16 protein-coding genes are annotated in these 13,261 nt (G+C 70.6%); 9 read left to right on the top strand and 7 right to left on the bottom strand.

Features of this window, described 5'->3' with window-relative positions:
• The first annotated feature begins 83 nt into the window (after window positions 1-83).
• On the top strand, window positions 84-1,652 hold the full coding sequence (locus IEY73_RS03525) for an MFS transporter (protein ID WP_189077505.1): 1,569 nt from the start codon (window positions 84-86) through the stop codon (window positions 1,650-1,652).
• A gap of 248 nt (window positions 1,653-1,900) precedes the next feature.
• On the top strand, window positions 1,901-2,677 hold the full coding sequence (locus IEY73_RS03530) for an AfsR/SARP family transcriptional regulator (protein ID WP_189077506.1): 777 nt from the start codon (window positions 1,901-1,903) through the stop codon (window positions 2,675-2,677).
• Between the two features lie 6 nt (window positions 2,678-2,683).
• Here the strand turns inward: IEY73_RS03530 and IEY73_RS03535 are convergent, their stop codons facing one another.
• Complete coding sequence (locus IEY73_RS03535) at window positions 2,684-2,926, bottom strand: DUF5988 family protein (RefSeq protein ID WP_229715441.1); 243 nt, start codon at window positions 2,924-2,926, stop codon at window positions 2,684-2,686.
• 209 nt (window positions 2,927-3,135) lie between these two features.
• Between IEY73_RS03535 and IEY73_RS03540 the strand changes: the two genes are divergently transcribed.
• Window positions 3,136-3,966: an aldo/keto reductase gene (locus IEY73_RS03540; protein ID WP_189077507.1), complete on the top strand. Its 831-nt coding sequence runs from the start codon at window positions 3,136-3,138 to the stop codon at window positions 3,964-3,966.
• A gap of 66 nt (window positions 3,967-4,032) precedes the next feature.
• On the opposite strand, the gene IEY73_RS03545 is transcribed toward IEY73_RS03540, so the two are convergent.
• Both IEY73_RS03545 and IEY73_RS03550 read right to left on the bottom strand, forming a co-directional pair.
• Entirely contained in the window at window positions 4,033-4,458 is a 426-nt protein-coding gene (locus IEY73_RS03545) for a cupin domain-containing protein (protein WP_189077508.1), read from the bottom strand.
• 31 nt (window positions 4,459-4,489) lie between these two features.
• Window positions 4,490-4,675: a tautomerase family protein gene (locus IEY73_RS03550; RefSeq protein WP_189077509.1), complete on the bottom strand. Its 186-nt coding sequence runs from the start codon at window positions 4,673-4,675 to the stop codon at window positions 4,490-4,492.
• A 99-nt stretch (window positions 4,676-4,774) separates the two neighbouring features.
• Here IEY73_RS03550 and IEY73_RS03555 point away from each other — a divergent pair, with 99 nt between their 5' ends.
• From IEY73_RS03555 to IEY73_RS03570, 4 genes are all read left to right on the top strand, one after another.
• Window positions 4,775-5,782: a serine hydrolase domain-containing protein gene (locus tag IEY73_RS03555; RefSeq protein ID WP_189077510.1), complete on the top strand. Its 1,008-nt coding sequence runs from the start codon at window positions 4,775-4,777 to the stop codon at window positions 5,780-5,782.
• 95 nt (window positions 5,783-5,877) lie between these two features.
• Window positions 5,878-6,387 (top strand): hypothetical protein, encoded by a 510-nt coding sequence (locus IEY73_RS03560; RefSeq protein ID WP_189077511.1) that lies wholly within the window; start codon window positions 5,878-5,880, stop codon window positions 6,385-6,387.
• A complete protein-coding gene (locus IEY73_RS03565) occupies window positions 6,387-6,608 on the top strand; it encodes a helix-turn-helix transcriptional regulator (RefSeq protein ID WP_189077512.1) in 222 nt (73 codons plus the stop codon). The genes IEY73_RS03560 and IEY73_RS03565 overlap by 1 nt, the downstream gene beginning before the upstream one ends.
• A gap of 48 nt (window positions 6,609-6,656) precedes the next feature.
• Window positions 6,657-7,340 (top strand): DUF4386 domain-containing protein, encoded by a 684-nt coding sequence (locus IEY73_RS03570; protein WP_189077513.1) that lies wholly within the window; start codon window positions 6,657-6,659, stop codon window positions 7,338-7,340.
• A gap of 66 nt (window positions 7,341-7,406) precedes the next feature.
• On the opposite strand, the gene IEY73_RS03575 is transcribed toward IEY73_RS03570, so the two are convergent.
• The 3 genes from IEY73_RS03575 to IEY73_RS03585 are packed head-to-tail and all read right to left on the bottom strand — an operon-like array spanning window position 7,407 to window position 10,080.
• A complete protein-coding gene (locus IEY73_RS03575) occupies window positions 7,407-8,438 on the bottom strand; it encodes an ABC transporter substrate-binding protein (RefSeq protein WP_189077514.1) in 1,032 nt (343 codons plus the stop codon).
• Window positions 8,439-8,447: 9 nt separating this feature from the next.
• Window positions 8,448-9,293, bottom strand: coding sequence for an ABC transporter permease (locus tag IEY73_RS03580; RefSeq protein WP_189077515.1), 846 nt, complete (start codon window positions 9,291-9,293; stop codon window positions 8,448-8,450).
• Window positions 9,283-10,080 (bottom strand): ABC transporter ATP-binding protein, encoded by a 798-nt coding sequence (locus IEY73_RS03585; RefSeq protein ID WP_189077516.1) that lies wholly within the window; start codon window positions 10,078-10,080, stop codon window positions 9,283-9,285. Before IEY73_RS03585 ends, IEY73_RS03580 begins: the two co-directional genes overlap by 11 nt.
• A gap of 168 nt (window positions 10,081-10,248) precedes the next feature.
• On the opposite strand from IEY73_RS03585, the gene IEY73_RS03590 reads away from it, so the two are divergent.
• Entirely contained in the window at window positions 10,249-11,838 is a 1,590-nt protein-coding gene (locus IEY73_RS03590) for a sensor histidine kinase (RefSeq protein WP_189077517.1), read from the top strand.
• A complete protein-coding gene (locus IEY73_RS03595; RefSeq protein WP_189077518.1) occupies window positions 11,835-12,497 on the top strand; it encodes a response regulator in 663 nt (220 codons plus the stop codon). Before IEY73_RS03590 ends, IEY73_RS03595 begins: the two co-directional genes overlap by 4 nt.
• A 28-nt stretch (window positions 12,498-12,525) precedes the next feature.
• Here the strand turns inward: IEY73_RS03595 and IEY73_RS03600 are convergent, their stop codons facing one another.
• The gene (locus IEY73_RS03600) at window positions 12,526-13,248 is read right to left on the bottom strand and encodes a HEAT repeat domain-containing protein (RefSeq protein ID WP_189077519.1); all 723 of its coding nucleotides are present in this window, start codon (window positions 13,246-13,248) and stop codon (window positions 12,526-12,528) included.
• Window positions 13,249-13,261 lie beyond the last annotated feature (13 nt).

The raw sequence follows: 13,261 nt of genomic DNA on the forward strand, positions 1-13,261 counted from the left end.
GTGCGCTCGCGTCGTTACAGTATTCGCAAGAGAACTTGCGTTAGCGAGCTGGGGGGCTCGCGAGCTGGGGGGGGGGGGGCTCGATGGTGGTGCTGGCGACAGAGACGGGAGCCGTGCGGCGCTGGGTGGCCTTCGGGTCTCTGTGCCTGGCGCTGTTCGTGGTCACCCTGGACAACACGGTGCTCAACGTCGTTCTCCCGACGCTGGTGCGTCGCCTGGGCGCCACGTCCAGCGAGCTGCAGTGGATCGTCGACGCCTACGTCCTGGTGTTCGCCGGCTTGCTGCTGACGGCCGGGGGCCTGGCCGACCGCGTCGGGCGCAAGCGGACCTATGCGGCGGGGATGCTCGTCTTCCTCGTCGGCTCGGGGTGGGCGGCATATGCCGGGTCGGTCGGCGTGCTGATCGCGGCGCGAGCGCTGATGGGTGCGGGCGCCGCCTTCATCAACCCGTCGACGCTCTCCCTGACCACGGCGATGTTCCCGGACCGGCGGGCACGACAGATGGCCTTCGGCATCTGGGCGGCCACCGCCGGGCTGGGCATCGCGCTGGGGCCGATCGTCAGCGGGGTGCTGCTCGCTCACTTCTGGTGGGGCTCGGTGTTCCTGGTCAACGTCCCGATCGTGCTGATCAGCCTCGCGATCGGGCTGCCCCTGGTGCCGGACTCCAGGGACCCGGATCCGCGGCGGACCGACATCCCCGGCGTGGTGCTGTCGATCGTCGGCCTGAGCCTGCTGTTGTGGGCGATCATCGAGGCGCCCGGCCGAGGGTGGACCGCGCCGATCGTCTGGCTGATCGGCGGGGCCGGTGTGGTGGTTCTGGCGGCCTTCGTCGCGGTGGAGGCCCGGTCGCGGCAGCCGATGCTCGATCTCCGGTTCTTCCGCTCGCCGCGATTCTCCTCCGGCATCAGCACGCTGGCGCTCGTGATGGCCGGCGGTGGCGGCGGCCTCTTCGTCGTCACCCAGTACCTGCAGTTCTACCTGGGGTACTCGCCGCTGCGGGCGGGGTTGGCGCTGCTCCCGGCGGCCTCCGGCATCGTGGTCGTGGCGCCCTTCGCGGGCCTGCTCAACCGCTGGGCGGGCGCCGGCGTCTCGCTGGTCGGCGGCCTGCTCGTGATGTCGGCCGGTCTCTGGCAGTTCGCCCACCTCTCCGCGAGCAGCGACTACACCGACGAACTGCCCTATCTGATCATGCTGGGTGCCGGGATGGGGCTGGTGCTGCCCACCGCTACATCGTCCATCATGAACGCGTTGCCCTCCGGGCGCTCCGGCGTGGGATCCGCGACGAACAGCACGTTCATGCAGGTCGGCACCGCATTGGGGGTGGCCGTGATCGGCAGTTTGCTGGCCGAGCGATATCAGGACAGGCTGGCGGACGCCGCGGCCGTCGCGGGCCTGCCCGCCGCCGTGCGCGAGGCGGCCCTCGGATCGGTCGGCGGCGCGCTCTCCGTCGCATCCCGGCTCGGCGCGGCCGGCTCGCCGCTGGCCGCGGCCGCCCGGAGCGCCTTCCTCAGCGGGCTCAACCTGGCCCTGATCGGAGCCGCGCTCGTGGTCGCCGCCGCGACGATCGTGGCGGCATCGCTGGCATGGGCCGGAAAAGCCGGCACGGACCGTTCCGAATCACCGAAGGAGACCGCACCAGCCGACGAAAAATGATCAGGTCGGCGGCGCCACGGCGATGCATCCGGCAATATCAATAGATATTTTCACTCCCTGTGCGTGCAATTCTTGATCGCTGTCCGGGGCGCCTTGAGCTGCCCGCTCGATGCTGCCAATAAATGTGTGTCATCAATATTTAACGAACCGATTATGTCATGCGCGGCGTGCCGAGTATACGTTGGCCGAGATCATAGGAATCAGGGGCAGAGCGCGTCTTTGCAATGTTGCGGGGAACGGGGGATCACATGTCTCGTACGGAGGTCCGGCTCCTTGGCCCGGTGGTCGTCCGCATGGACGGCAGGTTCGTCAATCCTGGTTCGCCGAAGCAGCAACTGCTGCTCTCCGCCCTGCTCGCCGACCCGGGTCGGCCGGTGGGCACGTCGGAACTGATCCATCGCATCTGGGGGCAGGAGCCCCCGCCCACGGCGCGCAGCGCCCTGTACACCTACATCGCGCAACTGCGCCTGGCCCTGTCCGGGCGGGAACTGACCCTGGTCCGGCAGAGCAGCGGCTACCGGATCGTGGTGGATCCGGACCGCGTCGATCTGCATCGGTTCCACTCGCTGCTGGACGGGGCCCGGCATGCCACGTCGGAAGACGGGGCGCTGGACCTGCTGACGGCGGCGGCCGGCCTGCACCACGGCACCCCGTTCGAGGGCCTGCACAGTCCCTGGGTGGACGCCTTGCGGGCGACCATCGACGCGGAACGCCGGTGGATGACGATCCAGCGCAGCGAAATCCTCATGCGGTGCGGACGGCCCACCGAGGTGCTGCCCGAACTCGCCGAGGCGGTCGCCGCGGAGCCCCTGGACGAGTCACTCGCCGAGCACCTCATGGTGGCGCTGCATCTCTCCGGCCAGCGGGCCGCGGCGCTGCGGCACTACCACGTCGTGCGCAGCGCCTTGATCGACGAACTCGGCGTGGATCCGGGCGTCTCCCTCCGGTACGTGTACCGCGACCTGTTGCGCGACGAGTATGCGAGCGCACTGGCCCGGTGGTGTGCCGCGCCGGCGCGGGGCTGACAGAGTTCACTCGGCGACGTACGTGCGATAGGCGTAGGCGAAGACCTGCAACGCCAGCCCGTCGTGCATGTGCATCTCCCCGGACGGAAGATAATGTTCGTAGCAATTGCCGCGGAACAGCTTGACGGTGGCCTGCGGGTCGCTGACGTAACGAATTTTCTCGGTCGCCTCCAAGATCTCGGCGGGGCCGCCGCGCAGGATCGCGTTGGGCGGCGGGGGCGGGACGGTCGACGCTTCGATGGATGCCACGTTTCTGCCCTTCTGCGAGCTTGTGAGCCTGGCGTTCTGCGAGCTTGAGCCTGGCGTTCTGCGACCTTGCGAGTCCGCTGTCACCATTCTCGCGATTCCCGTGTCGCAAGACCCTAATGCGAAACCAAAGGCCGCCGTCTCTTTGGCTTTTGCTGATATCGGGCGGGGCACGATGGGGCCACCGGCGCCCACGGCGGAAAGGGAGGGCGATGGAACGAGCAACGGTGCGGGAGGTCACCATTGCGCCGCGAGTCACCATGCCGCGGCTGGGGTTCGGAACCTTCAAGTTGAACGATGCGGCGGCGACGGCTGTCCTCGCGGCGGCCATAGACGCGGGCTACCGGCTCTTCGACACGGGGGACCGCTACGGCAACGAGCCGGAGGTCGGGCGCGCGGTGCGCGGCAGCGGTATCCCGCTGGAGGAGTTCGTCGTCGCCACCAAGTGTTACGGCCCGGCCGGGTACGACGCCGTGCGGCGGGCGTTCGACGCCAGTGCGCAACGACTCGGTGTGGATCGGGTGGACCTCTACATGCTGCACTGGCCTCGCGAGGACCCGGACGAGACCCGGGGGGCCTGGCGAGCGATGGAGGAACTGCTCGCCGAGAACCGGGTGCGGGCGATCGGCGTGGCGAATCACGGCATCGCCGATCTGGAACGCCTGCTGCGGCATGCGACGGTGCCGCCCGCCGTCAACCAGATCGAGGTTCACCCCTGGTGTGCCCGGGAGGAACAGCGTGTCGCCCATGACCGGCTCGGGATCGTCACCCAGGCGTGGGGTCCGTTGGGTCGCGGGCGCGGCCTGTTGGCCTCCGCCGGCGTGCTGTCCGCGATCGGTGCGAAGCACGGCCGGACCGCGGCCCAGATCGCCTTGCGCTGGCAGGTCCAACTCGGCTTGGTGCCCATTCCGAAATCGGCCGATCCCCGGCGGATGGCCGAGAACCTCGACGTCTTCGACTTCGAACTGGACGCCGGGGACCTGGCCGAGATCGCCCGGCTTGACACCGGGCAACTGGTTGGGCCGGTCCGGGCACCGTGGTGAGGCCCGGCCCAAGGAACGCCCCGGAAGCGTGCACCACGCTTCCGGGGCGTTCCGCACCGCGCCTCATCACCACTGCACGTCGTAGGGAACCATGTCGTCCACCTCGTACGGCTCCGCGGAATATTCGATCGCCGTGGCGGACTGGGCCGCGTGATAGCTGTGCACTACGCCGGCGTCGCAGTACAGCACCTCGCCCTGCGTCAGGGTCAGCTCCAGCACGTCATCCGGAGCATCCGGAAGGAGGAGCTTGCAGCTCAGCGCGCCGGACACGACAAGCATCCGCTGCGTCTGCCGGCGATGCCAGTGGTTGCCCCGGGTGACGCCGTTGCGAAATTCGAGATAGGCGATGAACACCATCGGTTCGCCGTTGTGGAACAGCGCGGCGAGCGCGTCGTTCTTCCAGGCCAGGTATCCGACGCCGGATTTCTCCAGCGCCGCGGGGTCCCGGTCCGTGCTGACCCGGCTCACCGAGACCCGGTCCTTGACCGCCATGGGAATCTCCTCTCCTCGCGGACGTGGCCGGCTACAGGTCGGTGCCGAGGACGCCGCCCTTGGCGTAGTCCTCCTTGCCGTGCTCGTCGTAACGGATGCGGACGGATTCGGCACGTACCTTGAGGATGTCCACCGCGGCGCTGGTCACCGCCTCGGCGAACTTCCGGCGCTGCTCGATGCCGCGGCCCGCGAGCATCTCGATGGTGATGTTGGGCATCGTTCCTCCAACGGTTGCTCGTTCTGGCCGGCCTGTGGTGTCCACTATCGGCAGGGACGGCCGTAGGAAAACCAGGAAAAGTCCAAAAGGGAAGATGTCATGGATGTGGTGGAGCGGCTGATCGCCGAGCGCGGCGCGACGGCCCAGCTATGTGTGCTGAGCGATGGTGAAACCGTCTGCGACGAGGCGTTCGGGACTACTCCGGACGTGCCGTTCCTGCTCTTCTCGGCGGGCAAGCCGTTCCTGGCCGTCCTCGTTCACCGTCTGGCGGAGCAGGGGAGGCTGGCGCTCGACGACCCGATCGCGCGACACTGGCCGGACTTCGGCCGGCGGGGAAAGCACCACATCACCGTCCGGCAGGTGCTGCAGCACCGGTCCGGTCTCCCGTACGCCCACAGCCTGGCCCGTGACGCGCTGCTGGCCCCCGACTGGCGCCGCTCCACGCGCGCCCTCGCCGCGGCGGCGCCGCACTTTCCGCCGGGCAGCGTGCCCGCCTACCACGTGCTCAGCTTCGGTTTCCTGCTCGGCGAGGTCGTGCAACGCGTCACCGGTCGCGAGTTGCGAGAGGTGCTCCGGGAGGAGATCGTCGAGCCGGCCGGGTTGCGCCACACGGCGTTGGGCGCGCCGCGCCGCATTCCGTTGCGGGGCGCGGGATTCGGCTCCGCCGCCGTGCGCCAGGCGGTGTTCAACAGCCGCCGGTTCCGCACGGCGGTGATCCCGGCGGCGACCATGTCCGGCACGGCTCGCGACCTCGCCCGGTTCTACCAGGCGTTGCTGGACGGGCGGCTGCTGAGCCGGCCGGGGCTTGCCATGGCATGCCGCCCCTCCAGCGACGGCGAGCTCGACCGGGTGCTGGGCCTGCCCGTGCGCTGGTCGCAGGGATTCCAGCTCGGCGGCGCGGGCGGCGACCCGGCCCGGCCGCGCCCGATGGGGCGACGCAGCAGCACGCGCACGTTCGGCCACAACGGTTCGAACACCTGCCTCGGCTGGGCCGACCCGGACCGTCGGCTGGTGGTGGCGTACCTGACCAACCGGTTGCAGGGCGGCCTGGAGGGTTCGCCCCACCTGTGTGCGGTGAGCGATGCCGTCCGGGAGGCGTGCGCCTGACCGCCGGGGCGTCGGATGTAAAAGAAACTTGACCTCGCGCCGGGGGCGGCCTACTCTCGTGGATGTCAGAAATTCTTTACATTGAAAGCGGCGCCATGACCGACCGGGAGATTCACCTGTCCACCGACGACGACCACGTTCCGATGACCACCAACGAGCGCGCCGCCTGGGCGTACCTCACGTCGGTTGTGCTCACCACCGCCGGCTACCTGGCTTTGATGATCGGCCGCCTGCTGCACGAGCCGGTCGCCGAGATCTCCTGGGTCTGGCCGCTGGTCTGGACGCTTGTCGCCTCGGTCACCGGCACCATCGCCCTGACGATCGTGCTGACCGTCGCGGCCATCATCGCCGGCGCCCGCGGCGGCGCCGGACTGCGGGACGCCGCCGCGGTCGCGGACGTCACGGACGTCCGCGACAAGGAGATCGACCGCCGCAGCGGGCGTGGCGCGGCGGTGGTCTTCGGCACCGGGGCGGGCATCGGGCTGATCCTCACGATGATCGACGCCGATCGGTTCTGGATTGGCAACGCCCTCTTCGTGGCCTGCGCGCTCGGTGCGGTGTGGGAGACGACCACCAAGATCCGGCTCTACCGCCGCGGGTTCTGATGACCCCCAAGCCGACCCGGGTCGTGAACAACATCCGCGCCTTGCGTTCGGACGTGGAGATGACCCAGGCGGAGCTGGCCCGGCGCATCGGCGTCACCCGCCAGACCGTCATCGCCATCGAGCAGGGGCGGTACTCGCCGTCGCTGGAGGTGGCCTTCCAGATCGCCCACATCCTCGGCCGCCGCCTGGACGAGGTCTTCCAATACCGGCCGGAGGGCTGACCCGCCATGTCGCCCCCGCCCCATCACCGTCGAAGAGTGGAGACACCGATGACCCTCGCACCCCGCACCGCGCTGGCCACCGGGCTGGCGTACTTCGGCCTCGGCGTCGCCGGTGTCGTCCGGACCGTCGCGCAGGCGCAGCAGATTCACGTGCCCGGCGACGCGGCGGCCACCGCTGCCAACCTGGCCCTGCACACCACCGCGGCCCGGCTCACCGTGGCCGCCGACCTCACCATCGTGATCGCCCAGGTCGCCGCCGCGCTGGCCTTCTTCGCCCTGTTCCGTCGTGTGCATGTGCTGGCGGCGGTCTCGGTCGCCGCGCTGGGGCTGATCAATGCGGTGCTGGTGCTGGCGGCCACCGTGTTCTCCGGCACCGCCCTGCACCTGCTCGACGGCGCGGCGGTGCCTGCCGCGGCGACCGAGCGGGTGCAGATGATGTACGACCTGAACGTCGCGGGCTGGAACGCCGCCATGCTCTTCTTCGGGCTCTGGTTGCTGCCGATGGGCTATCTGACACTGCGCGGCGGGCTGCCGCGGGTGCTCGGCTGGCTGCTGCTGGCCGGGGGTGCCGGCTACGTCCTCGCCTGTTATGTGACCCTGCTGTCCGCGCGCACCGGCGCGGCGGTGACCGTGCCGCCGCTGCTGGCCACCGTCGGCGAGGTGTGGATGATCGCCTACCTGATCGTGGCGGGCCTGCGCCGCGCCGGGGCGGAGCCGGTTCCGGCGGCCTAGCCCCGGGCAGTACGCCGACAGCGGCAGCCTCAACCAGCAATGGCGGATCGTCGCCACGGGCTGACCTCAGGCGGGTACCTTCGCGACGAAGGCCGTGGTGTAGGTCTTGGCGAGATCGATCTGGTCCTTCTTGCCCTTGACGTTGGGCGAGAACTGGCTGAGCACGTCGAGCACGTTGCGTGCGCCGTCCGGCTTCATCAGGCCGTCGCCGTTGAACATCCCGATGCTGTCGTGCACCGCCTGGGCGTACAACTGCGGGTCGCCCGCCGCGTACTCCCGGGGCATCTTCGCGGCGATCTCCGCGGCGCTGTGTCCCTTGATCCAGCGCAGCGTCTTCACCAGTGCGTTCGCGAGCTTCTGCACCTGATCCCGATGGTCCTGCACCCAGGCGCAGTCCATGTAGAGCGAACTGGCCGGGTACAGCCCGCCGAGCGCCGCCTCGGTGCCGGCCTCGGTGCGCATGTCCAGCAGCACCTTGCCCTTGCCCGTGCTGACCAGCTTGGCCGCGGTCGGATCGGTGGTCATCCCGGCGTCGATCCCGCCGTTGTCGAGGGCGGCGATGAAGGTCTGCCCCGCACCGGCCTTGACCGTGGTGTAGTCGGCACCGGTCAGCCCGGCCTTGGTGGCGAGGTATTGGGTGAGGAAGTCGGTGGAGGATCCGGGGCTGGTGACCCCGAGCTTGCGGCCCCGAAAATCGGCCGGGCCGCGCAGCGACGCGGCCTGCGCGGCGGCGACGATCTCCACCTCTCCCGGCACGTCGGCCATCTGCACCACGCTGGTGATGCACTTGCCCTTGGACTGCAGGTCGACGGTGTGATCGTAGAAGCCGACCACACCCTGCACGTCGCCGGCGATCAGCACGTTCTCCGCGGTCGCGCCGGACGGCTCGGTCAGCAGTTGCACGTCCAGCCCCTCGGCGCGGAAGCCGCCGAGCTGTTCGGTCAGCTTCGCGGGCAGGTATATCACCTTGTCGATGCCGCCCACCATGATCTTGACGGTGGCGGGCGCGGCGCCGGATCCGGCGTCGTCGGGGCTGGTGCCGCGGCACCCGGTCAGCGCGATCGCGAGGATGCCGGCCACGGCCAGGAGCTTGCGCATCGGTACTCCTTAAATCTGAGTCTCGGCCTGTACGGGTGGGCGCCACCGGAGAAGCCGGTTCTCCAGCAGCGTGAGCAGCCACTCGGCGAGCAGCGCGACGACCGTGATGATGATCATCCCGGCGTAGATCCCGGCCGCGTCGAAGGTGCCCTGGGCATTGGAGATCAGCAGACCGAGGCCCTTGTCGGCGCCGGCGTACTCGCCGACGACCGCGCCGATGAGCGCGAACCCGAACGCCGCGTGCAGGGACGCGAAGATCCAACTGGTCGCGCTGGGCACCACGATCGAGGTGAGCACCTGGGCGCGCGAGGCGCCGAGGATGCGGGCGTTGTCCACCAGGTTCCGGTCGACCTCCCGGGCGCCCTGGAAGGCGTTGAAGAACACCGCGAAGAAGACCAGCACCACGGCGGTGGCCACCTTGGAGGTCAGCCCGAGGCCGAACCAGATGATGAACAGCGAGGCCAGCACGATCCGGGGTACGGCGTTGGCCGCCTTGATGAACGGCGCGGCCACCTCGGCGGCGAACCGGGCCCGGCCGAGCAGGATGCCGAGCACCACCCCGGCCACCGCGCCGGCCGCGAAGCCGAGCACCGCCTCCTCCAGGGTGACCAGCAACTGCGTCCAGACCGAACCGAACGCGGTGCCCGTGGTGAACCAGTCGGCCAGCCGGCCCGCGATGGCCGACGGCTTGGAGTAGAAGAACGGGTCGATCCAGTGGGTGGCGGCCAGCTCCCAACTGCCCAGCCAGACCACGATCAGGACACATCGGACGGACCACAATCGCGTACGCCGTCGCGCCGGCCGCGTCGCCGGCTCCCGCGCGACGTCGGGCGCGACGGTCAGCTCAGCCTGCATCGACGGCCTCCCTCCGCGCCCGCGCCACCTCGGCGCGCAGGCTGTGCCAGATCTCCCGGTAGGTCGCGATGAACTCGGAGGTCATCCGGATCTCCTCGACGTCACGCGGCCGCGCCAACGGCACGTCGAAGATCGCCTTGACGGTGGCCGGACCGGCGGTCATCACCACCACCCGGTCGGCGAGCGCGATCGCTTCCTCCAGGTCGTGCGTGACGAAGACGACGGCCGCGCCGGTGCCCTGCCACAACCGCAGCAACTCGTCCTGCATGAGTTGCCGGGTCTGCACGTCCAGCGCGCTGAACGGCTCGTCCATCAGCATGATCCGAGGCTCGTTGACCAGGGTCTGCGCCAGCGCGACCCGCTTGCGCATGCCGCCGGACAACTGATGCGGGTAGTAGCCGGCGAACCTCGCCAGGCCCACCCGCTCCACCCACACCATCGCCTTCGCCCGCGCGTCGGCCTTGGCCAGGCCGCGGTAGCGCGGCCCGGCGGCGACGTTGTCGACCACCGAACGCCAGGGCAGCACGGCATCGGTCTGGAACATGTACCCGACCCCGTCGGGTATGCCCCGCACCGGCTTGCCGTCCACCTCGACCTCTCCGGCGGACGGCGGTTCCAGCCCGGAGACCAGGGACAGTGTCGTCGACTTGCCGCACCCGGTCGGGCCGACCACCGCCACGAACTCCCCGGCCGCCACGTCGAACGTCAGATCCCGGACGGCGGTGTGCGCTCGGCCACCGGCGCCCGGGAAACGTTTGGTCGCGTTCCGCAACGCGATTACCCTCACCGCGGGTGCCTCCTGTCGTGTTACCGGCTGATGTCGTTTCCGCGACCGTAGGAAGACGACGAGGCGCCCGGAATCCTTGTTCGCGTTGCGGCGCTAAGCCGCGTTGACCGCGTATTGCGCGTTTTGCTCACCGCCGCCGGGCGGCGGTGCGGGCGTTACAGTGCGGTCATGCCGCGCCGGCCCGTCCCGTTCGCCTGGCAGGTCATGGGCCTGCAGGTCGGCCTGCTCGTGGTGGTCTTCGGGCTGGGCTGCGCGCTGATCGGCTGGATCTTCGATCGCGAGCTCACCGAGCAGTACGGCAGCCGCGCGCTCGCGGTCGCCCACACCCTGGCCGCCGATCCGGCGATCGTGTCGGCTGCCGCAGCCGAGGATCCGCACGGCACGCTGCAAGCCCGCGCCGAAGCCGCCCGCGCGGCCAGCGGTGCGCTGTTCGTCGTGGTCACCGACCGGCACGGCATCCGCCTCGCGCACCCCAACCCGCGGCGCCTGCACGAACCGGTCAGCACCGACCCGTCGGCCGTCCTGGCCGGCCGGGACACGATCAACGTGGAGCGCGGCACGCTGGGCCTCTCGGCCCGTGGCAAGACGCCGCTGCGGGCACCGGACGGCACCGTCGTGGGCGAGGTCAGTGTCGGCTTCCGGGTGGCCGACATCCGCGGGTACGTGTGGCAGCAGCTCGGCCTGGCCGGAGCGGTCGCCGGCTGCGCGCTGCTGCTCGGCGTGGCCGGGTCGGCGCTGCTCAGCCGCCGGCTCAAGCGGCTGACGCTGGGCCTGGAACCGGCCGAACTGGCCGAGCTGGTGCGCGAGCGGGAAGCGGTGCTGCGTGGCATCGGCGAGGGCGTGCTGGCGGTGGACGCGGCCGGCCGGGTGTCGGTCTGCACCACCGAGGCGGCGCGGCTGCTCGGCGTCGACCCGGCACCCGGCACGGTGCTCGCCGAGGCCGGCCTGCCGCCCGGACTGACGGCCATCGCGCAGCGCCGCACCGCCGACAACGTGACGGTCCTGGCCGGTGACCGGGTGCTGGTGGTCAACTACCGCACGGTGCGCCGGGACGGGCGGGACCTGGGCGGCGTGCTGACCCTGCGGGACCGCACCGACCTGGAAGCCGTGACCCGCGAGCTGGAGTCGGTGCGCACCCTCAGCAGCGCGCTGCGCGCGTCCCGCCACGAGTTCGCGAACCGGTTGCACGTGCTGTCCGGGCTGCTCCAGAACGGCCATCACGGCGAGGCCCTGGAATACCTGCACGCGGTAGCCGGACCGGCGGTCGCCACCGCCGGTCCGGTGGCCGCGGTCGACGACCCCTACCTGCAGGCGTTCGTCGCGGCGAAGACCGCCGAGGCCGCCGAGCGGGACGTACGGCTGACGCTGTCCGACACCACCTGGGTGGGCACACGGGTCACCGCGCCGGTGGAGGTGACCACCGTGCTCGGCATCCTGGTGGACAACGCCGTGGAGGCGGCCCGCACCGGCGCGCGCCGACCGGCCTGGGTCGACCTGGCCCTGCTCTCCGACGGCGACGTGCTGCACATCTCGGTGGTCGACTCCGGCGATGGCGTGCACCCGTCACTCGGCGAGCGGATCTTCGCGCCCGGCGTGAGCACCCGCGACGAGCATGGCCGCGGCCTCGGGCTGGCGCTGGCCCGGCAGGCCGCCCGGCAACTCGACGGTGACGTCCGCCTGACCGCCCCGGCGGGCCGCTCGCACGGCGCGGTGCTGGAGGCCCGGTTGCCGCACGCGCTGGTTCCGGTTGCGACATGATCAGGGTGCTCGTCGTCGAGGATGACTTCCGCGTCGCGCAGGTCCACACGGACTTCACCGCACGGGTGGACGGTTTCACCGTCGCCGGCACCGCGCGGACCGCCGCCGAATGCCGGTCGCTGCTCGCCGCGCGGCCGGTCGACCTGGTGCTGCTGGACAGCTACCTGCCCGACGAGCCGGGACTCGACCTGCTGGCCGGGCTGACCGTGGACACCATCATGCTGACCGCCGCGTCGGACACCGCCTCGGTCCGCCTCGCGCTGGCCCGCGGGGCGCTGAACTACCTGGTGAAGCCGTTCACCGCGGATCAGTTGGGGGAGCGGCTGACCGCGTACCGGAAATACCGGGCCGCGCTGGCCGGCGAGCGCGCCCTGGATCAGCAGGAGATCGACCGGGTGTGGCGGCTGCTGCACGAGAACGACCGGCCGCCCGCGCCGAAGGGGCAGTCGGCGGTGACCGTGCACCTCGTCCGGCAGGCCCTGCAACGCGCACCCGGGCCGCGCACCGCGGCCGAGATCGCCGACGAACTCGGCCTGTCCCGCGCCACCGCGCAGCGCTATCTGGCCGCGCTGGCGCGGGACGGGGCGGCCGAGATGCGCCTGCGGTACGGCGCCACCGGCCGCCCCGAGCACCGCTACCGCTGGACCGCGGCCAGATGATGCGCGGACGTCCCCGGGCCCGCGGACGTCAACGGGCCCGGTCCGCCTGGTCGATGCGCTTGAGGGCCTTACGGGCCTGTTCGCGGACGTTCTCGTCGGGGTTGTCGAGCAGGCCCGCGATGTCGTCGCGGGCCTGCGTGCAGCGAAGTCTGCCCAGCGCCTGCACGGCGAACGCCGCGACGGACGGCTGACCGAGCAGCCCCATCAGGACGCCGGGCACGCGCGAATCCTTGGTTTTGGGAAGCGCCAGCACGACGAACGCGCGGGTGTCGCCGTACGCCTCGGTCTCGACGAGCCCGAGGAGATCGTCGGCGGTGGCCGGTCCGGCGAACGTCGCAAGCGCGTCGCCGATGACGGTCCGGAGATGATCCTGCGGCGGTTCGGATGTCTCCGGACGCATCGGGTCGGTCAGCTCTGGCGGATCCCGAAACATCGCCAGCAGCGTGGGGTACGCCGCCTTCCTCGCGAACGGCACCGACAGGGTGCGGACGATGTCCTCGGCGAGCAGGAGGTATCGGACCCGGGGCAGCCATCGGACGAGGACGGGCACCGCCGAACGATAGTCACCGTGGCCCCGCAACTGGCCGACTTCCGTCAGGCCGGGGAAGCCCGCCGCGGCGAGTTCGGTGAGCAGGGGCGAGGCCGCGGTCGCGTACAGCCTGGTGCGGTCGGCGACCAACGGGTCGGCGGCGATCTCCGCCCGGGTGTCCGGATCGTTGATTGCGGCCTCGACCATCTGCTTCCGGTTCATGTGCTGCCGGTCC

The sequence above is a fragment of the Mangrovihabitans endophyticus genome (assembly GCF_014646155.1).
GTDB lineage: Bacteria > Actinomycetota > Actinomycetes > Mycobacteriales > Micromonosporaceae > Actinoplanes > Actinoplanes endophyticus.

Coding starts and splice junctions, on each gene's coding strand:
- IEY73_RS03525 (WP_189077505.1), top strand. CDS start 84: ATGGTGGTGCTGGCGACAGAGACGGGAGCCGTGCGGCGCTGGGTGGCC.
- IEY73_RS03530 (WP_189077506.1), top strand. CDS start 1,901: ATGTCTCGTACGGAGGTCCGGCTCCTTGGCCCGGTGGTCGTCCGCATG.
- IEY73_RS03540 (WP_189077507.1), top strand. CDS start 3,136: ATGGAACGAGCAACGGTGCGGGAGGTCACCATTGCGCCGCGAGTCACC.
- IEY73_RS03545 (WP_189077508.1), bottom strand. CDS start 4,458: ATGGCGGTCAAGGACCGGGTCTCGGTGAGCCGGGTCAGCACGGACCGG.
- IEY73_RS03550 (WP_189077509.1), bottom strand. CDS start 4,675: ATGCCCAACATCACCATCGAGATGCTCGCGGGCCGCGGCATCGAGCAG.
- IEY73_RS03555 (WP_189077510.1), top strand. CDS start 4,775: ATGGATGTGGTGGAGCGGCTGATCGCCGAGCGCGGCGCGACGGCCCAG.
- IEY73_RS03560 (WP_189077511.1), top strand. CDS start 5,878: ATGACCGACCGGGAGATTCACCTGTCCACCGACGACGACCACGTTCCG.
- IEY73_RS03565 (WP_189077512.1), top strand. CDS start 6,387: ATGACCCCCAAGCCGACCCGGGTCGTGAACAACATCCGCGCCTTGCGT.
- IEY73_RS03570 (WP_189077513.1), top strand. CDS start 6,657: ATGACCCTCGCACCCCGCACCGCGCTGGCCACCGGGCTGGCGTACTTC.
- IEY73_RS03575 (WP_189077514.1), bottom strand. CDS start 8,438: ATGCGCAAGCTCCTGGCCGTGGCCGGCATCCTCGCGATCGCGCTGACC.
- IEY73_RS03580 (WP_189077515.1), bottom strand. CDS start 9,293: ATGCAGGCTGAGCTGACCGTCGCGCCCGACGTCGCGCGGGAGCCGGCG.
- IEY73_RS03590 (WP_189077517.1), top strand. CDS start 10,249: ATGCCGCGCCGGCCCGTCCCGTTCGCCTGGCAGGTCATGGGCCTGCAG.
- IEY73_RS03595 (WP_189077518.1), top strand. CDS start 11,835: ATGATCAGGGTGCTCGTCGTCGAGGATGACTTCCGCGTCGCGCAGGTC.
- IEY73_RS03600 (WP_189077519.1), bottom strand. CDS start 13,248: ATGAACCGGAAGCAGATGGTCGAGGCCGCAATCAACGATCCGGACACC.